Annotated in this window: 20 protein-coding genes; 15 read left to right on the forward strand and 5 right to left on the reverse strand. The window is 51.7% G+C overall.

What is annotated here, in order from left to right; genetic code table 11:
- Positions 1 to 131: 131 nt before the first annotated feature.
- Positions 132 to 314, forward strand: coding sequence for a hypothetical protein (locus CBE73_RS22225; protein ID WP_174704760.1), 183 nt, complete (start codon positions 132 to 134; stop codon positions 312 to 314).
- Between the two features lie 360 nt (positions 315 to 674).
- Entirely contained in the window at positions 675 to 2,639 is a 1,965-nt protein-coding gene (locus tag CBE73_RS17005; RefSeq protein ID WP_094095240.1) for an endonuclease MutS2, read from the forward strand.
- Positions 2,640 to 2,742: 103 nt separating this feature from the next.
- Here CBE73_RS17005 and CBE73_RS17010 read toward each other — a convergent pair whose 3' ends face one another.
- On the reverse strand, positions 2,743 to 3,231 hold the full coding sequence (locus tag CBE73_RS17010; RefSeq protein WP_094095241.1) for a GAF domain-containing protein: 489 nt from the start codon (positions 3,229 to 3,231) through the stop codon (positions 2,743 to 2,745).
- 206 nt (positions 3,232 to 3,437) lie between these two features.
- On the opposite strand from CBE73_RS17010, the gene CBE73_RS17015 reads away from it, so the two are divergent.
- Together CBE73_RS17015 and CBE73_RS17020 are read left to right on the forward strand one after the other, a co-directional pair.
- Positions 3,438 to 3,749 carry a hypothetical protein gene (locus CBE73_RS17015; RefSeq protein ID WP_094095242.1) on the forward strand — a complete coding sequence of 104 codons (312 nt, stop codon included), beginning with the start codon at positions 3,438 to 3,440 and terminating at the stop codon, positions 3,747 to 3,749.
- Between the two features lie 129 nt (positions 3,750 to 3,878).
- Positions 3,879 to 4,112 carry an aspartyl-phosphate phosphatase Spo0E family protein gene (locus tag CBE73_RS17020; protein ID WP_094095243.1) on the forward strand — a complete coding sequence of 78 codons (234 nt, stop codon included), beginning with the start codon at positions 3,879 to 3,881 and terminating at the stop codon, positions 4,110 to 4,112.
- 177 nt (positions 4,113 to 4,289) lie between these two features.
- Here the strand turns inward: CBE73_RS17020 and CBE73_RS17025 are convergent, their stop codons facing one another.
- Complete coding sequence (locus tag CBE73_RS17025; protein WP_094095244.1) at positions 4,290 to 5,291, reverse strand: alpha/beta hydrolase; 1,002 nt, start codon at positions 5,289 to 5,291, stop codon at positions 4,290 to 4,292.
- 240 nt (positions 5,292 to 5,531) lie between these two features.
- Here CBE73_RS17025 and CBE73_RS17030 point away from each other — a divergent pair, with 240 nt between their 5' ends.
- From CBE73_RS17030 to CBE73_RS22230, 3 genes are read left to right on the forward strand one after another with little or no spacing between them, the layout of a single operon-like run.
- Entirely contained in the window at positions 5,532 to 6,122 is a 591-nt protein-coding gene (locus CBE73_RS17030; RefSeq protein WP_094096376.1) for a GNAT family N-acetyltransferase, read from the forward strand.
- A gap of 37 nt (positions 6,123 to 6,159) precedes the next feature.
- Positions 6,160 to 6,504: a hypothetical protein gene (locus tag CBE73_RS17035; protein ID WP_094095245.1), complete on the forward strand. Its 345-nt coding sequence runs from the start codon at positions 6,160 to 6,162 to the stop codon at positions 6,502 to 6,504.
- Positions 6,505 to 6,528: 24 nt separating this feature from the next.
- Positions 6,529 to 6,705, forward strand: a complete 177-nt coding sequence (locus CBE73_RS22230) for a hypothetical protein (protein ID WP_174704761.1) — start codon at positions 6,529 to 6,531, stop codon at positions 6,703 to 6,705.
- A gap of 104 nt (positions 6,706 to 6,809) precedes the next feature.
- On the opposite strand, the gene CBE73_RS17040 is transcribed toward CBE73_RS22230, so the two are convergent.
- Positions 6,810 to 7,277, reverse strand: a complete 468-nt coding sequence (locus CBE73_RS17040; protein WP_094095246.1) for a MarR family winged helix-turn-helix transcriptional regulator — start codon at positions 7,275 to 7,277, stop codon at positions 6,810 to 6,812.
- Between the two features lie 255 nt (positions 7,278 to 7,532).
- Between CBE73_RS17040 and CBE73_RS17045 the strand changes: the two genes are divergently transcribed.
- The 3 genes from CBE73_RS17045 to CBE73_RS17055 all read left to right on the forward strand — a co-directional run bounded on the left by CBE73_RS17045 (position 7,533) and on the right by CBE73_RS17055 (position 11,023).
- Positions 7,533 to 8,891: an MFS transporter gene (locus CBE73_RS17045; RefSeq protein WP_094095247.1), complete on the forward strand. Its 1,359-nt coding sequence runs from the start codon at positions 7,533 to 7,535 to the stop codon at positions 8,889 to 8,891.
- A gap of 31 nt (positions 8,892 to 8,922) precedes the next feature.
- Entirely contained in the window at positions 8,923 to 9,660 is a 738-nt protein-coding gene (locus CBE73_RS17050) for an ABC transporter ATP-binding protein (protein WP_094096377.1), read from the forward strand.
- 67 nt (positions 9,661 to 9,727) lie between these two features.
- Complete coding sequence (locus CBE73_RS17055; RefSeq protein WP_094095248.1) at positions 9,728 to 11,023, forward strand: ABC transporter permease; 1,296 nt, start codon at positions 9,728 to 9,730, stop codon at positions 11,021 to 11,023.
- Positions 11,024 to 11,061: 38 nt separating this feature from the next.
- Here CBE73_RS17055 and CBE73_RS17060 read toward each other — a convergent pair whose 3' ends face one another.
- Positions 11,062 to 12,336 carry a BaiN/RdsA family NAD(P)/FAD-dependent oxidoreductase gene (locus CBE73_RS17060; RefSeq protein ID WP_094095249.1) on the reverse strand — a complete coding sequence of 425 codons (1,275 nt, stop codon included), beginning with the start codon at positions 12,334 to 12,336 and terminating at the stop codon, positions 11,062 to 11,064.
- 222 nt (positions 12,337 to 12,558) lie between these two features.
- On the opposite strand from CBE73_RS17060, the gene CBE73_RS17065 reads away from it, so the two are divergent.
- The 3 genes from CBE73_RS17065 (at position 12,559) to nadE (ending at position 15,770) form a co-directional block, all read left to right on the forward strand.
- Positions 12,559 to 14,265, forward strand: a complete 1,707-nt coding sequence (locus CBE73_RS17065) for a two-component system sensor histidine kinase NtrB (RefSeq protein ID WP_094095250.1) — start codon at positions 12,559 to 12,561, stop codon at positions 14,263 to 14,265.
- Positions 14,266 to 14,428: 163 nt separating this feature from the next.
- Positions 14,429 to 14,863: a BrxA/BrxB family bacilliredoxin gene (locus CBE73_RS17070; protein WP_094095251.1), complete on the forward strand. Its 435-nt coding sequence runs from the start codon at positions 14,429 to 14,431 to the stop codon at positions 14,861 to 14,863.
- A gap of 97 nt (positions 14,864 to 14,960) precedes the next feature.
- The gene (gene nadE / locus CBE73_RS17075; protein ID WP_094095252.1) at positions 14,961 to 15,770 is read left to right on the forward strand and encodes an ammonia-dependent NAD(+) synthetase; all 810 of its coding nucleotides are present in this window, start codon (positions 14,961 to 14,963) and stop codon (positions 15,768 to 15,770) included.
- A gap of 415 nt (positions 15,771 to 16,185) precedes the next feature.
- Here nadE and CBE73_RS17080 read toward each other — a convergent pair whose 3' ends face one another.
- Entirely contained in the window at positions 16,186 to 17,100 is a 915-nt protein-coding gene (locus CBE73_RS17080) for an AraC family transcriptional regulator (RefSeq protein ID WP_094095253.1), read from the reverse strand.
- Positions 17,101 to 17,360: 260 nt separating this feature from the next.
- Here CBE73_RS17080 and acpS point away from each other — a divergent pair, with 260 nt between their 5' ends.
- Both acpS and mutY read left to right on the forward strand, forming a co-directional pair.
- Entirely contained in the window at positions 17,361 to 17,750 is a 390-nt protein-coding gene (gene acpS, locus CBE73_RS17085) for a holo-ACP synthase (RefSeq protein ID WP_094095254.1), read from the forward strand.
- A gap of 80 nt (positions 17,751 to 17,830) precedes the next feature.
- A complete protein-coding gene (gene mutY, locus CBE73_RS17090; RefSeq protein WP_094095255.1) occupies positions 17,831 to 19,051 on the forward strand; it encodes an A/G-specific adenine glycosylase in 1,221 nt (406 codons plus the stop codon).
- Positions 19,052 to 19,097 lie beyond the last annotated feature (46 nt).

A 19,097-nucleotide genomic window follows, 5' to 3' on the forward strand; every position in this document is an offset into this window, starting at 1 on the left:
GATCAGGGAGAAAATCCAGAAAACTTTCAGGCCGCTGAACGCCTTGAAGAGTCGGTTTTGTGATGACACGAGGGTAACCTGCCTTTCCATAACAAATTTGGTCAAAGAGCAATACAACTATAATACTCTAAATGAAGTCCACAATAAAATGTGTTTCTCCATTAAAAGACGACCAAAAGCGGCGTAAAGTTGTAGAAGATGTGGATAATTCACGTAAAATTGAAGGATTAGCTGCAATAAAAGCGAAAATGGAAAATATCTGGAATTTTCAAATAAACCTGATTGCGCCTATTGACTCTATATCTTTGAATTGATACATTGGCAGTATCCTAACTGACGGGAGAGATTTTGATGACGGTGATCGTTCTTAACTAAGCAATTTCATAGCGATGAATGACGGCGAAGGCCCCTTTGCGTAGAAAAATGGCCGTAGAGGAGCTTATTTTTCCTTTGCCCGGATTCATTCTGAAATTAGTTAAGAACACGCGGACCATCATTGTCGCCCGTATTGCGGCCTTGATATGAAGAACATTCCACAACCGTGCTGTCTTTCAGCACGGTTTTTTTGTTGGAGTTTCTTCTATCGAAGGCTGAGAAATATCCGGGGCAAGGAATGAATTCGTTCATTCTTTGCCCTTTTTTGCGTTTTCACACTTAAGGAGGTATCCAGACGAATGGATCAAGCAGCATTGCAAACTTTAGGTTATGAAGAAACGATTCAGGAGTTGATGCGTTATGCGGTTTCCTATGAAGGACGCCGGAGAATAGCTGAATTGGTTCCTGAGGAGAAGCTTGCCGCAGCCGAGCGTAAATTGGCCGAAACGGCCGAAGCCAAAGCGATTATCGCCAAAGGAGCCAGCGTTCCGCTGCCTTCCCTGGACGGGATCGAATTTGTTGTCTCGCTGCTCGGCAGCGGTTATTTGTTCGGTGAGCAGGATTTTTCTGCGGTAAGCCAGTTCCTTAGAAGCTGCAGCCAGTTGAAAAAGTACATGTCCGGTAAATTAGACCTTGCGCCGGTCATAGCCTCGTATGCGGGTTCACTCTATGAGGAGCAGCGTCTGCAGGAGGAGATTAACCGCTGTATCCGGCACGGCCGGATCGAAGACGGCGCAAGCAAGGAACTGGAGAAGATAAGGCGCAAGATGGAGACGCTGAAGGAGCGTATTCAGAAACGAATGCAGACCGTGCTGTCCAAATACAGCTCCCTGCTGCAGGAGCATCTGGTCAGCACCCGGGACGGCAGATATGTCATCCCGGTCAAGAAGGAATACTACCGTCAGGTTAAAGGCGCGGTGCTTGATCAGTCGACCAGCGGCCAGACGGTGTTCGTGGAGCCTGACGAAATTGCTTCTCTCCAGTTCGAGCTGAACCTGCTGATCGGAGATGAAGCCAGGGAAGAGGCGAAGATTCTCGCGATGCTTTCAGCCCTGCTGGAATCGTCCGCCCGGGAGCTCAAGCAGAATATCGAGATCACGGGAATGTATGACTTTATCTTTGCCAAAGGAAAATATGGGGCTTCTATCGGCGGGCGGGCCGTTCCGCTGAATGCCGAAGGAGAAATCCGCCTTGTGGGTGCCAAACACCCCAAGCTGCTGCAAACTATGGTCCCGCTGGACATTTCCTTGGGTGGTCAGGCCAAAGGGCTGATTATTACCGGCCCGAATACCGGCGGCAAAACGGTTGTGCTGCGGACGATCGGGCTGCTGACTCTGATGGCTCAGTCCGGACTGCTGATTCCCGCCGAGGAAGGCTCCTGTCTCGCCGTATTCCGGAATATCCGGGCCGTCATCGGCGACGGGCAAAGCCTGGAGCAGTCCCTAAGCACCTTCTCGGCCCAGATCTCAAGCTTGTCCAGGATGCTGGAGTCGGCGGACAGTGCCAGCCTGATGCTGATCGACGAGCTGGCAGCAGGCACGGATCCGGCCGAAGGCATGGCATTATCGATCGCCATTCTCGAGGAACTGGGCCGCAAAGGGGCAACGATTGCGGTCACAACGCATTTTAACGGTTTGAAGGAATTTGCAGCCCAAACGCCCGGCTTCCGGAACGCCCGTATGGAGTTCGATCCCGTGTCCCTTCAGCCGCTGTACCGGCTGACCATGGGCGAAGCGGGAGAGAGCTATGCGCTTGAAATTGCCCAGCGGCTGGGGATGGAGGGCAGCGTTATCGAGCGCTCGCGGGAATTGATGAGCCGTTCTGCGGGTCGAGCTGCTCCCGCTGAGAAATTAGTGGAGCAGGGTGCGCCGAAAATGAATCAAACGACGAATAAAAGGCAAACGACGCAAAATGTTCCTATTGCAAAGGGGCAGCCAGAAACTGCAGAAGCCGCAGAAACAGACACATCGGACCGGAGGCCGAAGTTCGAAATGGGGGATGCGGTTTGGGTAACCTCATTAAACCGGATGGGAATCATCTGCGCGCTGGAGGACAGCAGGGGCATGTTCGGCGTACAGGTTCAGAAACAGAAGCTGAAGATCAACCATAAACGCCTCAAGCCGTATATTAGCCGGAGCGAGTTGTATCCGGGGGAAGACTATGATCTGGATATCGTATTTGAGTCGAAGGAGAACCGGAAACTAAGCAAACAATTCAGCAAACACCATGTGGAAGGGAAAGCAATTATTAAGGAGCAGGACTGAGCTGCAAAAAAAACAGCCCGCATCGCCTCTAAGGCCATGCGGGCTGTTTGATCTTCCCGGTATTTCCCGTGACTGTCCGGCACTTTCCGGAGAACCAGACAGGTCAGTTGAACTTAACGCTGTCGACTAAAATCTGGACAAAGCTTTCCAGAAAGGCCTTATCCGTTTCATCAAAACGGCCTTTCAGCGGGCTGTCGATATCCAATACGCCAATCAAACGACCATCCTGCACGATCGGCACCACGACTTCGCTGTTGGATGCGGCATCGCAGGCGATGTGTCCGGGAAAAGCGTGGACATCCTCTACAACAATCGTTTCACGCTGCTGTGCGGCGGTCCCGCAAACTCCGCGGCCGAGCGGAATGCGGATGCAGGCCGGCAGACCCTGGAACGGTCCAAGGACAAGCTCTTTACCGTCATATAAATAAAAGCCCGCCCAGTTAATGTCCTGCAAAGTAAAATTCAGCAGGGCCGAAGCGTTTGCCATATTGGCAACGGCATTGGGCTCGCCGTCAATAAGACCTTTAAGCTGCACTAATGCAGATTCATATGCTTGCTGGCGGTCGCCAGTTGGAGTAGCTGCCTGAAACATGTTCAAAATCCCTCACTTCTTTAAGATATAGCTCTATTAAAGGTATAAATGGAATGGCTAACTTATTCATAGTTAACAGTATACAGGATTTTTTCACCTGTCAACCGGGGCCTGCAGGGAGCAGCTTCGTTTCAGGCGTTTGTTTCCTGTCTCGCTCCAGCGGGTAATGACAATTAAACGACGACAAGACGAAGGGAGAAATAATCATGCGGGCCGATATCCAGAATTTGTTCATTCGCATTCACATGCTGCACGATGCCAAACAAGAGGATTTGAAGGTTGGCGACACCCTTTTGGAACTTGAACGCCGGGGTTACAGAATCGGTGAACGGGAAGTGAAACTCGAGCTTGAGAAGCTGGTAGAAGATAACTTTTTAACTCCGCATGATGAGATTTATTCGATCACGGGCGCAGGTCTCGAGGAGCTGAAAGAAATTCAGACGGTTCTGGCCGAGCTGTGTCGTGCCGTTCTGGACGATCAAGAAATGCAGAAACCGGTTGTCAAAGGAGCCAAATAACCGGAATAATAGGGATGCAGGACAAGCACTCCATTTTTGGAGTGCTTTATAATTTCCAATTCCGAAAAAGTGATTTTTTGGCATCAGCGTTTATAATTAGGAAAATTACTGTGAGGGGAGGGATAGATAATGACTGCCCAGATATCTTGTTCCGGATTTCGGCCGGCACGACCTAACAAACGTATCAATGAAGAACTCAACAGTATCATTGAGAGTTTAAGGCAAGAGCTTGTCGAGGTTTCGGCAACTAGCGGCTTCACCAGCGAGATTGTATTAGAAATAAGCCAACGTCTGGACAAGTATATCGTCCTTGCCCAGAAACAGATGAAGAATGGAACAGCCGGTAATGGTCTGGAGCATTGATTTGTGTACATAATTACGGCGGATCTTAATGAGGTTAGCTTACATAGGCAAGAGTTCACCACCGGCTCCGAGTCCTTCATATAAAGAAACCTGCGGGCCTTGATCCGCAGGTTTCTTTGCCATGTGTTTATTCAGTTGTACTTATTCAGTTAGGCTTATCCAAGTTTGGCCGGACCGTTAACTCGGACTATTGATGCCTCCCAGCTGGGGAGCCCGCATCTTCCAGAGCGCAGCTTTGGGTTCAGCAGGTTGTTCCTCCTCGGCAAAACATTCGTCGATGAACGACTGCAGTTCTTCCTTATAACGTCTGGGATCCTTCTGATAGGAGGTGGCATGAGTAGCGCCGGGAATGAGAACCAGACGTTTCGGTCCCGGTTTGGCTTCGAACATTTCCTGGCTCATCGATGGCGGTACATAACGGTCAGCAGAGCCGTGGATAAACAACACGGGCAGCCTGGACTGCATCACGGATCGGATCGGACTGACCTGTTCAAGCCGGAAGCCTGCTTTGCTTTGCAGTTCCCGGTTCAGCAGCCGGATGAACGGGAACGACGGAAGCCGGATTATTCTTGTAAGCTGATAATGAATCAGTTTATTTAGATCGGAATAGGGACAATCGACAACCGCGAATTTCACAGCAGGGTCAGCCATACTTAAATACTCCAGTACGGTGGCGCCCCCGAGAGACTGGCCGTGAAGGCCAATCTGAATATCTCGTCCATATTGCTCAAGCAGCCAGTTCACCCAGGCCTCGAGGTCGTGTTTTTCCCGAAAGCCGTAGGTCGTATATCGCCCCTGGCTTTTGCCGTGTCTGCGGTGGTCGATTAGCAGCAGATTGAATCCTTTTTCCTCAAATAAAGCACCAAACTGCAGGGAGGACCGTAAAGACATCGTATAGCCGTGGGCAATAATGGCCCATTTCTTAGAGCCCGGATAAGGCAGGAACAGCTGGGCGTTGAGACGAAGTCCGTCAATCGAGGTGGTTTGAATCTCCCTCGAAGCCATTGACTCATATTTCTCCTTGGTAAACACGCCGGTTCGGAGCAGGTATTCCGCCAGATTTTCGTCCGGGTAACGGTACAAGCGCATCTGGGTTACCTGCCGGAATCCGTATCGGGTTATACCAGTGATCAACAGCCAGAGGGCAAGCAACCCCAGAACGACGATGGCGGCAATCATGAAAGGATCCCCCTTTTTTGAATCTTCAACATGTATTAATACCCAAATTCAACCGAATTTATCAGAGGTCAGCCGGCAGCTCCCACTCCTTTCACGTCTCTTTACCCTTACCTTTTATTGTAGCAAAGTGCTGCAGGGATGGCGAGTTTACCGCAGCGGGTTAATTTAATACAGGCAAGCTGCTTTGCCCCGCTTTGACGGCGGGCTTCACGTATGATTGAATTTGCATTAGCGAACCTGATGAAAGGAGGCGGCGGATTGGAATACCGTTGTGAAGGGGAAATTCCCGTTCTGGAAAGCCCCCGGCTGACGCTCCGCAGGCTGGAGAAGACAGATGCGGACCAGATGTTTGAATATTGGAGCGATCCCGAGGTCGTTAAATATATGAATGTTCCGCCTTTTGCCAATGCCGAAGAGACAGCAGAGATGATTAAATGGCTTAATCTTCTGGCTGAGACGGAGGACACGATCCGCTGGGGCATTGAATTAAAGGACAGCGGAAGGCTGATCGGGAGCTGCGGCTACAACACCTGGCAGCTTGCCGGTGCGCACCGTGCGGAAATCGGCTATGAGCTCGGCAGACCTTATTGGGGGCAAGGCTATATGCGTGAAGCGCTCCTTACGATGTTCGAGTTCGGCTTCTGCACGATGGGGCTTAACCGGATTGAGGCCCTGCTTTATCCCGTAAATTACGCTTCCATCCGGCTGCTGCAAAAGCTGGGTTTTCAAAGGGAAGGAATGCTCCGGGAATACCAGCAGGCAGGGGACCGTTTTGTCGATTTGGATATGTATTCCCTGCTCCGCAGAGAATGGGCGCATAAAATAACCTGACTCTCCGCACTTTATAGAAAAAGGGGAGGTGGATGAGTTGGATAAACCGCTTCATTTAGATCAGCAGTCCTTGGTTCAGGCCTGGCAGCAGCAGCTTCCGGAGATGATTGGCCCCGGCGATTCGACCATGGTTCAGGCCGACAATGCAAACCCTCAAGCGATAAACGTGCACATCAATGCGGCAGGTCATCAAAAGTATGGATTTGACTTCCGATGCACGTATAAGGATACGAGGGAGCTGGACGTTGCGCTGGTTGATGTGGACATGGCCGGACGTTCTATTGACGAGCACAGTGCCACGGTGCAGGAGCTTGTCGATGACTATATGCGCCATATTCATGAATGCGCCCAAGTGCTTCATCACATAACCGATCCTTCTTAATAACAGCAGCTAAGGAGAGATAAAATGAGCAAAACAAACGGTCGTGTCGACCAAACTCTGATTAATGAAGTCCATGACCTGGAGACAACACCGGTGAACAGCCATCAGGCGCAGCAGCTTAATCAGGACCGCAATGACCGGAGACATATCACCAGCGAGAACCGCGATAAAAATACAGATATGGACCCTTCCCACAAATAGGGACATAATCATAAAACGATGATCCGCGAATGGATCAACGCAAAAAATCCTTCGGAATAATCCGGAGGATTTTTTTGCCGGGCAGTGCTTGTACCCTTTCTTCGTTACTTACGCGGCAGGGGCGGAAGTTTCTCCGCTTCGGTCCCCATCTTTTTCAAGAGCTCGATCATAACTTGCTTCTCCTGGTCATTCAGGCCGCTCAGCGCATGGTCAATCCGGTCCTCGAACTCGGGATACAGCCGGTCCATCAATTCTTTGCCTTTAGGGGTCAACTCCGCAAAAATCACCCGCCGGTCACGGGCACAAGGCGTGCGGTGCAGCAGCCCTCCGGCTTCCAGCTTGTCGATTACGTAAGTCACGTTCCCGCTTTGCAGCAGCAGCTTGGCTCCGATTTGCTGAATAGGCTGGGGCCCTTTATAATACAGCACTTCCAATACAGCGAATGCCGTCGGATTGAAACCCTGCAGCTTGCTAGCTGTGACCGCATGTTCATTAACGCTCTTAAAGGATTTTGCCAGAACGCGGTACAAATGCAGCGATAATTCCGCTTGGTGCTCCTTTGCCTTGATCATCTTCATCCCGCCTTATTTGAATTGTTATTTGAACGTGGGTTAGAACTTCTTTGTACCTGTATCTTAAGCCGTAGGCCAGAGTGGAAAAAATATAATTTATCACAATTTGGGTTATTATTTTTATTTTCTTCCTTCCCGGGGTCTGCTCAAAATACGGCTGCGGAAGCTTCGGCAAATCAGCCCCGGGACGGATGGAACCCAGGGAGGATCCTCCTACAATGAGAGTAGAAATCATTGACAGGAGTTGTTTATCCGATGAACTTGGCTGCTCAGGAAATGGCGGAACGTCCGCTGCTGAACAACAAAACGTATTTATCCCTGCTCGGGTCGCAAATCGTATCCAATTTGGGCGAATGGCTGACGATTCTGGCGATTTTGACGCTGGTGGGTTTAAAGTGGGAAGCCACTCCCTGGCAAATCACCGGGCTGACCCTGTGCATGCTTCTCCCCATGCTGCTTGGCGGTCCGCTCGCGGGCATGCTGGCTGATCGGGTGGAACGGAAGCAGATCATGGTCTGGGCGGATATAATCCGGATATTCGTTGTTTTGAGTATGATCTTCGTTCAGGAAATTTGGCAGATGTATCTGCTGTTGATTGCAAAAAGCATCTTCGATGTCATGTTTGGCCCTGCTAAAAGCGGGAAAATCAAGGAAATCGTCCCTCGCAGTCAGCTGGAGCAGGCCGTTTCCTACAGTGCCATTATCGAGCAAAGCTGCAAAATTGCCGGTCCGGCGCTTGGCGGGCTGCTGACCGCGATGTTCGGCCTGCAGGCATGTTTTGTGCTGAACGCCCTAACCTTTCTTATTTCCGCTTTATTCCTGTTTCGCGTGCCGAGCCGGAGCAAGCTCCAAAGGATAGCAGGGGAGCAGCCGGAAGCCGGCAGAGGCGAGGAGGTAAAGGATTCGTCTTCAAATGTGCAGCAGGGTTTCTTGAAGGAACTGGCTGCCGGTATCCAGACCATCGCGAGGATCCCGGTTTTGGCTTATGGCCTGCTGGCCTTGGCCCTGGTGCTCGCCGTGCTGCAAATTGCCGATTCGCAGACGGTCGTCCTGTTCCGGGAGATCCGGAATCTGCCTGACGATATGCTGGGCTGGTGCATCGCTTTAAGCGGTGTAGGCACGCTGCTGGCTGCGGTGCTCGTCCGCCTGCTGAAATCCTGGTCTCCACTGGCCAAGATGGGCGCTGGATCTGCCGTGATGGGGATCATGTTTTTCCTGGCGAGCTGGTTCGCTGAGTATCTGGATTTCGGCAAATGGTCGGGGATAACAGCCATGATTTTGTCCTTCATGATTGTAGGCCTGGGGGCGGGCATGACGTTTATCCCTTTCCAGACGGAGCTTCAGAAACGGACGCCGGAACGGCTGACGGGGCGGGTTTTTGGCACGGTCAACAGCATTCTGTCCTCCGCCTCCCTGATAGGCCCGCTCGTCGGCGGATATTTGGTGACAAGCTTTGGTGCGTTTGTGGCTTTCAAGATCTCGGGCGGACTGGTCGCCGCATTGGGTCTGGTGCTGCTTGTCAGTAAAACTGTTATTATGAAAAGGGACCACTCGGTTCATGTGCAGAAGGAGGGGGAGAAAGCTGCGGTCATCGCGCCGGGAAGTGCGGGGTAATGCAGCGGACTTTATGGATAAAGACAGCAGTATGCGGGAGAACGAAAGCGGTGTGCGGAAGAAGAATGGCAGCAGCGTGCTGGACGTTCAAATCCGCAAGGCCGGGTATGAGCAGGCTCAAAACCGAATCAGCGGCATCCGGCTCCAGGTGAAACCCGGGGGCCTGACCGGGCTGATTGGTCCTAACGGTGCGGGAAAAAGCACCACCATCAAAGCGATTATCGGCATTCTTCCTTTTGCGGATGCCGATATCGCTTTTCGTGGCGGAAAGGGCTCCTATGCTTATGTACCAGAGCAGCCCGTCTACTATGAAACCCTTACGTTGTGGGAGCATCTGGCTTTGGCCGCCGCGGTATACGAACTGCCGGACGAGGTTTGGGTGCCGAGAAGCGAGCAGCTGCTGACCCGCTTCAGGATGGAGGATGCCCGGCACTTGCTGCCCGGGGGCTTCTCCAAGGGAATGCTACAGAAAATGATGCTGATGATCGGCTTTCTGTCCAAGCCGGACGTCTATATCGTGGACGAGCCCTTTATCGGTCTTGATCCCCGGGCAACACGGGATTTCTTGAGTCTGCTGGACGAAGAACGGAGCCGGGGGGCCGGCATCCTGATGTCCACTCATGTGCTGGATACGGCGGAGAGAATCTGTGACGACTTCGTCTTGGTCAATCAGGGACAAATGGCGGCGGAAGGAACGCTGGAGGACATTCGCAAACAATGCGGCCGGCCGGAAGCCTCCTTGTTTGACTGCTTCGATCTGCTGACCTGAAGCCCGTTACGTGAAGGGGGAAGGGAAGAAGACCGGTAAGCGGAAGTGGAAGGAGTAGGGTAGGGAAATGGATATCGATCAACAAGCCGCAGCCCGGAGACACCGGTTGGACCACCCGGGGGCGCTCTATTGGCAGAGGGTTCGGGACAGCTATCGCTTTCAATATAAAGCGCTCACCTCTGTAGTGGATTTAACCATTTTATTATACATAGTTATACCTGGTCTGCTGCTTGCGGCCAGGCTTTATTACGGCCTTTGGACCGATCCGGTAGCGGCCTGGATGACCCGGCTGCCTCTAGGTTCCTTGATGTCCTTATGGCTGCTTCTAACCACCCTGCGGGGCCTGACGCTTCGGCTGGAGGCTGCCGATCTTCTGTTTCTGCATGCCCGCCGTAGCTGGATGAGAGGGATCAAGGGGCGGGCGATCCTCGGCTCCATCGCTTACGCTGCGATTCTGAGCGCATTTGGCGGCCTGCTGCTCGCTCCGATGCTGGTGCGGGGGCTTCAGCTGAATTCCGGCAGTCTAGGGACCTTAGCGGTAGTAATTTTCCTATTTCGAGTTAACCATATGCTGCTTCTGCACTTTTGCCGTATCAAGTGGAGCGGCTGGCGTTCAACCGTCCTGCAGCTGCTCAGCCATGCGCTGATTTTTGCTCTTCTGCAGGCAGCGGTGCAGGGGAGTCTGCGTGATATACGGCTTGCAGCTGCTGCTATAGCTGTGCTGGCAGTGATCAGTTTGTTTCTTGTCTTCCTGCGAATGAAGCTGAAAGGGACCTTCTATGCGGATATTGAGGAGGAGATGAAGCAGAAGCTCCGTTTATCCGCCTTTCTGTTGTCGAGTGCTGTAGACAAACCGAAACGTCACCGCAGCAAGTCGTGGCTGCTTCGCCGTTCGAGCCGTCTGCTGCCCTTCTCCGGGAAGGAATCGGTGCGGCTTGCCGAACTGATCGTAAAATCTACTGTCCGAAATATGAACACTTTAAGGATGCTTCTTATATATACGGCGGCAGGGACGGTCAGCCTCCAGTTTCCTCCTTCCCCGGTGAATTTGTTTGTGTTTGCCGGGTTGATCATGCTGCTCGCTTATTGGCTTAACGGCATGCGCCGCGCCTTTATGGAGAGCCGTCTGCTGGAGCTTCTGCCTGTTCCCGAATCTCTGGCTTTCCAAGCAGCCGGCCCGGCTATGAGACTGCTGCTCCTGATTCCGGTAATCTTCTTTGTCTTAAGTCTAAGCTGGTCGATTTGGCATACCTGGTGGGCGTTAGCCGCGGGACTCCCGGCGGGGATTCTGTTCAACTGGTGGTTGGGAGGCTGGATCTGGAAGCTGTTTGGCGGCTGGCGAAAAAAATCCCTCTCCCGGTAAGCCGCAAAGCGGCCTGGGAGAGGGGAGCAAGTCCCTGCTTATTTATTGAGCATTACGGTTTCACCGGCATGCGAGCCTGCCGAATAACCGGTCGAGAAGGCTGCTGTTATATTGTAGCCGCCGGTGTAGCCGTGAACGTCGAGAATTTCACCGCAGAAATAAAGCCCCGGCATCACTTTCGACTGCATGGTGGACGGATCGATCTCCTTGAGATGAACCCCGCCGCCCGTTACGAAGGCCTCTGCGAATGGCCGGGTGCCGTTCGCCTGAATCCGGAACGATTTTATTACCTTAACAAAGGCCTGCCAAGGCTCCTTAGGCAGATGCTCGAAGGTTGTGTCCGGCGAAAGGCCGGCGCGCTGGAAGAGGAGAGGCAGGAGCCGTTCGGGCACAGTGCCTTTGAATACATTTTTTAATGCCTTTTTCGGTTCCTCTTGAGCCATACGGCGCAGCCAGACCCCTGTATCATCAGCTGATCGGTCCGGGCACAGGTCGATCGCCAGCGTTGCTTCGGGAATTTTATATTTCTTCCGCACCTGGCGGATAAACTGGCTGCAGCGCAGGGCGATCGGGCCGGATAAGCCGAAGTGGGTAAAAATCATGTCTCCGCGGTGCGCAATCACCTTCTTGCCCTTCGGGTCCAGAACGGCGAGCTCAACGTCCCGCAGAGAAAGACCCTGCAGCTCCTTGCTTTGGATAAAAGGTTCAGCCGAAGTAATCGGAACCTCGGTCGGATACAGCTCGGTAATCGTATGACCGGCGGCTTCGGCCCAAGGATAGCCGTCTCCTGTGGAACCGGTTTGCGGCACGGAACGTCCGCCGGTAGCCACGATCACCGCTCTGGCATGGATCTCTCCTCCGCTTTCCAGCTGGACGCCCTGAACGCCGTCCGGGCCGAAGAGGAGCTTGTTGACCGGGGAATGGACCCGCATCTGGACGCCAAGCCCTGCTGCTTTGCCAATCAAAGCATCGACGACCGTCTTGGCCTTGTCCGACACCGGAAACATTCTTCCGTTATCTTCTTCCTTCAGCTGGATACCTAACCCTTGAAAAAAGTTTATGATTTCAGGGCTGCCAAAACGGTTAAGTGAACTATATAAAAATCGGCCGTTACCGGGAATAAAACGAATGAGTTCATCCGTATCCTTGGCATTCGTTACATTACAGCGTCCGCCGCCCGAAATCCCCAGCTTCCTGCCCAGCTTGTCTCCCTTGTCGAGCAGGACGACGGATACGCCCTGCAGAGCGGCGCCGATAGAAGCCATAAGTCCAGAAGGACCTCCTCCAATAACAATTACATCGAATTTATTCATAGTTGTCCTTTCTCACGCAATTCTTTCGTATAGATGATGTTTTCAAATAAACGTCACAAAGTCAACCCCATTCTATTCTTTAACCTGATTCTTAAACTTTGCCGAATAAATCGCCTGATTTGCTTGACCCGGGCAGGCAAGGATTATTGTAAAATATTGTCGCTTGTGATTTAATTCAATTGAATATATATGTCTATACATCCCGCTAAGGAGGGATAATTATTGAGCGCAGTTCACGAAATGCTGTTTCTGTTTCTGCTTGCTCTTACGCCGGCGATTTTATTTCCACTGCTGTATGAGAGGGCGGATCTCCTAATCCAGCAGGAACAGAATGTAAGAAAACGATTGAGCTATCATGTTGTGCTGGCGGTAACCTGTGCTATTAGTATGATTTTCTCCTCCATATTCACAACCAAACTGTATGGCATAATTCCATTAACTTATGGGATGGTCCCGTTGTTTGCGGCTATGCTGTACGAGAAGACGGTTTATTCGCTGCTGCTCGCTGCTTTGCAGCTGGTTCTATATATCATAAACGAGGATTTCCGGAACTTGTCGGACTTTCTATTAGTAACGGGATTGTTGATCTTTCCTTTGGTACTGCTGTCTAAAAAGAAATTCCTGGTCATGTCCCGCAGGGGCAAATCAGGCATACTGGCTCTATTTCTGCTGGTAGGTTCAATGCTTTCAACAGCATCCCCGTTTTTTCTACATAACGAGAGCCTGAATAACAATTTTTCTCTTATCTTCTTAGCTTACTCGAATACGTTTCTTATGATTTTGGCCGGTCTCATTCTGATTCATATTATTGAAGAAACGCTGGATAAGCGCAAATTCCAATATCAGCTTGAAGCTGTGTCCCGGAAATATTACCGCGAAGAAGAGAAAATGCAGCAAATGATGGATGCCACTCCGCTGTCCGTAGCACTGCTGGACCGTCAAGGCAGCATCACGATGCTGAACAAAACCTTTCTGAAACTGTTCCGGGAGATTCAGCCGGATGCTGTCAGGGAAGATTTGCTTGGGCACCATCTGCTGCCTGTGCTGACCTCCTTGCAGATCCATATGGAGCAGCTTGACCCGGAACTATTGCGCGTCTTTGAGCAGAGATCCATCGTGAGCGAGCTTGTTCAGATTCAGGACACGATGTTGTTTACCAGTATTTCCCCCATTATTAAAGGTCATTCCGATGAAGTCATCGGGGCTGTGGTAGTCGTGCAGGATATCACCGAGCTGGAGACGCTGCGATTGGAACTGAATAATGTCGACCGGCTGAGCCTAGTGGGTCAAATGGCGGCGGGCATTACGCATGAGATCCGTAATCCGATTGCTGTAGTCCGGGGTTTTCTACAGCTGATGCGGGAGAAAAGCCCGGATTCGCTGGATCACTATTATCGGATTGTCCTTGAAGAATTGGACCGGGCCAACAGCATTATTAACGACTTCCTTTCCCTGGCCCAGAACCGTCCGGTTCGAAAGGAAGCCACTTCGCTAGGCGATATTATCCATGAACTGACTCCGCTTCTTTGGGCCGATGCGAACCTGCGCGGTCAAAGCATTGAAGTCAAGCTGGATGAGCATATCCCCAAGCTTGAGCTGAATGCGAAAGAAATCAAGCAATTGATCCTGAATCTGTGCCGCAATGGCATGGAGGCCATGGAAGACAAGGGGCAGCTTACTCTGGAGACGAGAAAGGTGGCGGCAGGCGTGGAGCTGCTGGTCAGCGATACGGGACCGGGGATTCCGCTTAATAAGAGGGAGAATCTGTTCCAGCCCTTCTTCACCACCAAAGCCAAAGGGACGGGGCTTGGACTGGCCTTGTGCAAAAGCATCGTCGAACGGCATAACGGAAAGGTCAGCGTGGATTCCGAGGTTGGAGTCGGAACTACATTTTCGATATTATTCCCCTATCCGCCTCAAGCGAGTTAACTTTTTTTGGACTAATTGCAGGGAGAACGGATAGCTGAATCAAGGATCAGCCATATTAGAGATGTGTTGATTTCCTCCTTGATGAAGGTATAATAAAATAGAATCGGCAGAACTTCAGTTTTGCCGTAATCAGTGTATGCCAAGCAGAAGGAGTGAATGTTAAATGGCGATGTCTTTTGACCAATATATGAGAGATATGGTTCAACCGATGCGAGACGAGCTGACCCGTGCAGGTATTGAAGAGCTGCGGACTCCGGAAGAGGTTGAGGAGAAGCTGTCTTCGATGGAAGGAACCGCTTTGGTTGTTGTTAACTCTGTGTGCGGATGTGCGGCAGGCCAGGCCCGCCCGGGTGTCGTTCAGGCGCTTGAGCACGGTGTTAAACCGGATCATTTGTACACCGTATTTGCAGGCCAGGATAAGGAAGCAACGGCGACAGCCCGCGAATATTTCGCGCCGTACCCACCGTCTTCCCCATCCATTGCGTTGATGAAGGATGGAGAACTGGTGCACTTTATCGAACGTCATCAGATCGAAGATCATTCCGCGCTTGAAATTGCGACCGATCTGGTCGAGGCATTTGAACGTTTCTGCCTTTAATAGTCAAGCTTCTGTTCAGCGCCCTGCGGTCCGGCATGATTCATGCTGCTGCAGGGCGTTAAGTTATACATATATCTTAAATTAAGGAGTGAATGTAATGAGTTTGCAGCAGGATATTATCAACAAGCTGGGTGTGAAACCAAGTATTGATCCGGCAGCCGAAGTGCGCAAACGTGTTGACTTTCTGAAAGATTATGTAACCCGTTCCCATACAAAAGGTTTGCTGATCGCCATCAGCGGCGGTATCGACAGCGCGGTGGCTGCAGCACTTTGCAAGCAGGCAACGGACGAGCTTACAGCCGAGAACGGCGAAGAGTTCATCACTTTGGGCGTTTTCCAGCCTTACGGAGAGCAGGCGGATATTGAGCACAGCTACTCCGTGGCCAAGAAGTTTGACCTGAAGCATGTCGTGGAGACGAACATTCAGGAGGCCGTAGATGAAGTGGCCCTGGAAGTGGAGCATGGGCTCAAGAAACTTGGTCAGCCCCGTCATATGACGCATCAAGGCAAAGGTAATGTTAAAGCACGCATGCGGATGGTAGCGCAGTATGCTTTGGCTTTTGAGCTGCAATTGCTTGTTGTAGGTACTGATCATGCCTCTGAAGCACTGACAGGCTTCTATACCAAATGGGGCGACGGCGCCGTCGACATTACACCGCTCAGCACCCTTAACAAACGTCAAATCAGACAGGTTGCCGCTTATGTTGGCGTGCCGCAGGAAATTCTTGATAAGGCGCCTACGGCTGGACTTTGGGAAGGTCAAACCGATGAAGGCGAACTGGGCGTGACTTATGAAGCCAACAGCGATTATCTCGAGGGCAAAGCGATCGATCCGAAAGCGCAAGAGATTTTGGAGAGATTCTACACAAGAACCGAACATAAACGGAATGTCATTCCAGGTATCTAATCTTTATTTCACGAAATAAATGGCTTACCTGATAAGATCTTGCCGGGTTAAAGTTAAGGTTAGGTTCAGATCAGGATTCAAATGAGTGTTTGGAAGAATGATTGAAAGAACGATTGGAAGAACGATTGAAAGAATACTTGAATGTTTGAACGAATGTTCTGGAAAGATGGTTTGGGTAAATGTTCTAGATCAATGATCTGGATAAAATTCTGGGAAAATATTCTGGACAGATCGTTCTTCTTAGATAACAAAAGCTTCTCCGGCAGTCTGCCGGAGAAGCTTTTGTGTTTTATACGGCTTGATTATAAGGCTCAAACCTTTAGTTTTATGAATGATGGCTGAGGGGATGGTGCCGCTGTCGCTAGTGCTGTAGCTGGTGTTGTGGCTGTAGCTGTTGCTGTCGCTATCGTTGTTATTATTGTTCCTGTTGCGGTTTGGAAGCTGGTTTGATCGGAACATAAATGTCCATTTCCTTGTCTCCGTCAGTCATGCAGCGTTCGTCGTACCATTCGATCTCCGGAGCCATGGCATGCTCGAAGCCGGAGCTTGGGAACCATTCGGTAAAGACATAATTCCAGGTATTCTGGATAGCGGCAACAAACTCATCCGGACCAGCCTTAGGAGTTGTGAACACAGCGTACTCCTGTTCGGGAATGAAGTATTCAACGAGGCTATCAGGAACGGCTGTATCCGGTCCGACCTGATAACCGATGACATAACCGAATTTCCCTCCAGGCGTGCTTTCTGTGCAAACGCCGAGCTCTACGTTATTCAGCTTGCCAGGAATGTTCTCCCAAAGTTTGTTCGCCAGATAATGCTGCCAGAAGGCAGGAATATCCTTGCTGTTCTGTCCATGATCTACGGTGGTTTCAATGCGGTAGCCGATAATCCGTGTGGCAGGCAGGGTAACGTGTTTAAAATCCATCTTCCAATCTCCCCATTCGTCAAATTGTTGGCCGGTCCCGGCGCAAGTAAGTAATTGCAGGCCGGCTGTTACCGGAAGCGTTATTCCTTTTCGGCGCTGCTCGGAAGGCTGAATGCCGAAATTTTTCCGGAAATTGCGCGAGAAAGTCTCATGGCTGCGGAAGCCGCATTCCAAAGCGATATCCAGCACTTTGCGCTGCGTCTCGGCGATTAGAGCGGCGGCCCGGTTTAACCGTCTAAGGCGGATATAGCTCATTACGGTGGTTCCCGTAAAGAACTGAAACATCCGGTGAAAATGATATTCCGAATAGTGGGCCTTCTCCGCGAGTTCGGCCAGCGTCAGCTCATCCGCCAGATGATCTTCAATATAATCGATTACGCGCTGAATGATCACTTTGTTGTTCATGGACATCCTCCAGACCGTTCATACTCCCAGTATAGAAGACAGGGGCGGCGGCTTCTTGACGTTTTTTGCTATAGGGATGGACTTTGATTTTAGTGCCTGCTTGTAGGGTGTCCTTAATTTGGTTAATTATAGCATACACTTGGCCGGGACTCGCATCCTGGGGCCTGTCCTGCTACAATGAAGCGTAGATTGTACGAATGGCAGTTCGTTTTTTTATGGCAGTCGTTTTTTTAATGGTATAACCGGAAGGAAGGGTTAGGTTGATTTACGGAATCGGACACGATTTGGTTGAAATAGAACGGATGGACCGGATATTGAAAGGAAGCTCGGGAAGCAGGTTCCTCCAGCGGATTTTGACGCCTGCTGAACGTGAGCTGCCGGGAGCAACATCCAGAAAAGCTGAGTTTGCGGCCGGCCGTTTTGCTGCCAAAGAGGCGGTATCCAAAGCTTTCGGATGCGGAATCGGCGCCAAGCTGGCTTTTGACGATATTGAAATCCTGCCGGACCCGGCCGGAAAACCCTTCGTGACACTAAACCCGGAAGCCTGGGACAGGCTGGGCTGGACAGGGAAGGACCTTCCGGTGATTCATATCAGCATAACGCATGAGCGCAGTTTGGCTTCGGCTTTTTGCGTGCTGGAGCAAGGATGAGGTCCTTTTAAGAAAGGTTGAATCGTTTAAAATAAAGGAATTTAGCTAAGGAGAGAACGAACAGCGTGTCTGCAACTGATATGGAGCAATACTTTAGTGAGAAATTGTTGGAATGGTATGAAACGGCCAAACGTGATTTGCCTTGGCGCAGGCATCGCGACCCTTATTATATTTGGGTTTCGGAGATTATGCTGCAGCAGACGAGGGTCGATACGGTGATCCCGTATTTTCACCGTTTTATTGAACGTTTCCCTACGATCACTGATCTGGCTTTGGCGCCGGAGGAAGACGTGCTGAAGTGCTGGGAGGGGCTGGGTTATTATTCCCGGGCCCGCAATTTGCAGGCCGCCGCGCAGCAGGTCGTGGAACGTCATGGAGGACGGGTGCCGAGCGATAAGGCGTCTGTATCTGCATTAAAAGGAGTCGGCCCGTATACGGCAGGGGCGATTCTGAGTATTGCTTTTGGTCAGCCGGAGCCTGCGGTGGATGGCAATGTTATGCGGGTTCTGTCCCGTTATTTCCTGCTGGAAGACGATATTATGAAGCCGGCAACGCGGGTCCGTATGGAGACGCTGGCCGCCCGGCTGATCCCGGAGGGCGGAGCAACGGATTTTAACCAGGCGCTGATGGAGCTTGGCGCTTTGGTCTGCACGCCGAAATCGCCAAGCTGCATGACCTGTCCGGTCATGGAGCACTGCCAGGGCCGGCTTGCGGGCGTGGAAACCCAGCTGCCGGTCAAAACCAAAGCCAAGAAACCTCGTCCCGAGTTTCGTCTAACGGCTTTGGTTGAGGGCTCCGGCGCTGAAGAAGGCCGCGTGCTGGTTCGTCAGCGCGCGGCGACGGGGCTGCTCGCACGGATGTGGGAGCTGCCCCATGTCCCGGCTGTAGAGGGACAGCCGGGTGAAGGCGGCGGCCTGCCGGAAGGTCCGGCTATGGACCGTCTGGCCGCCGTCCTTGCGGCCGAAGGGACACCGGCCCGGCCGCTCGGCCCTTATATGGAAGCGGAGCATACCTTCAGCCATATCCACTGGAACCTGAGGGTGTTCAGGTTCCAGCAGGCTGAAGGGTGTGACGCTTCCATGGGGCTTATGGCCGCGGAGGCCAGCGCGGCCTATGAAGCCGCAGACGGGAGCGGCGCCGGCGGCAGTGATGCGGGGGCTGACGCTGGCGAAGCGGGAGCGGTCCCGCAGCCGGTTACGCGCTGGATTACGCGCGAGGACATGGCGGAGCTGGCTTTTCCAAACGTCTTCCTGCGGATCTTGAACCAGTACTTTGACGAGAAGGAAGAGGAAGAGTTTTAAGTCTTGAGTTTTGAGTCACGCCCGAGGATAACGGGGATAGGAGGGC

Origin of the sequence: Paenibacillus physcomitrellae, assembly GCF_002240225.1 — a bacterium.
GTDB lineage: Bacteria > Bacillota > Bacilli > Paenibacillales > Paenibacillaceae > Fontibacillus > Fontibacillus physcomitrellae.

What these genes read in the sequence shown, in the direction of transcription:
- CBE73_RS17040 (WP_094095246.1), bottom strand. Translation starts at nt 7,277, where the DNA reads ATGATCAAGGCAAAGGAGCACCAAGCGGAATTATCGCTGCATTTGTAC.
- nadE (WP_094095252.1), top strand. Translation starts at nt 14,961, where the DNA reads ATGAGTTTGCAGCAGGATATTATCAACAAGCTGGGTGTGAAACCAAGT.
- CBE73_RS22230 (WP_174704761.1), top strand. Translation starts at nt 6,529, where the DNA reads ATGAGCAAAACAAACGGTCGTGTCGACCAAACTCTGATTAATGAAGTC.
- CBE73_RS17055 (WP_094095248.1), top strand. Translation starts at nt 9,728, where the DNA reads ATGGATATCGATCAACAAGCCGCAGCCCGGAGACACCGGTTGGACCAC.
- CBE73_RS17010 (WP_094095241.1), bottom strand. Translation starts at nt 3,231, where the DNA reads ATGTTTCAGGCAGCTACTCCAACTGGCGACCGCCAGCAAGCATATGAA.
- CBE73_RS17045 (WP_094095247.1), top strand. Translation starts at nt 7,533, where the DNA reads ATGAACTTGGCTGCTCAGGAAATGGCGGAACGTCCGCTGCTGAACAAC.
- mutY (WP_094095255.1), top strand. Translation starts at nt 17,831, where the DNA reads ATGGAGCAATACTTTAGTGAGAAATTGTTGGAATGGTATGAAACGGCC.
- CBE73_RS17080 (WP_094095253.1), bottom strand. Translation starts at nt 17,100, where the DNA reads ATGAACAACAAAGTGATCATTCAGCGCGTAATCGATTATATTGAAGAT.
- CBE73_RS17020 (WP_094095243.1), top strand. Translation starts at nt 3,879, where the DNA reads ATGACTGCCCAGATATCTTGTTCCGGATTTCGGCCGGCACGACCTAAC.
- CBE73_RS17070 (WP_094095251.1), top strand. Translation starts at nt 14,429, where the DNA reads ATGGCGATGTCTTTTGACCAATATATGAGAGATATGGTTCAACCGATG.
- CBE73_RS17025 (WP_094095244.1), bottom strand. Translation starts at nt 5,291, where the DNA reads ATGATTGCCGCCATCGTCGTTCTGGGGTTGCTTGCCCTCTGGCTGTTG.
- CBE73_RS17030 (WP_094096376.1), top strand. Translation starts at nt 5,532, where the DNA reads ATGAAAGGAGGCGGCGGATTGGAATACCGTTGTGAAGGGGAAATTCCC.
- CBE73_RS17005 (WP_094095240.1), top strand. Translation starts at nt 675, where the DNA reads ATGGATCAAGCAGCATTGCAAACTTTAGGTTATGAAGAAACGATTCAG.
- CBE73_RS17015 (WP_094095242.1), top strand. Translation starts at nt 3,438, where the DNA reads ATGCGGGCCGATATCCAGAATTTGTTCATTCGCATTCACATGCTGCAC.
- CBE73_RS22225 (WP_174704760.1), top strand. Translation starts at nt 132, where the DNA reads ATGAAGTCCACAATAAAATGTGTTTCTCCATTAAAAGACGACCAAAAG.
- CBE73_RS17050 (WP_094096377.1), top strand. Translation starts at nt 8,923, where the DNA reads ATGCGGGAGAACGAAAGCGGTGTGCGGAAGAAGAATGGCAGCAGCGTG.
- CBE73_RS17060 (WP_094095249.1), bottom strand. Translation starts at nt 12,336, where the DNA reads ATGAATAAATTCGATGTAATTGTTATTGGAGGAGGTCCTTCTGGACTT.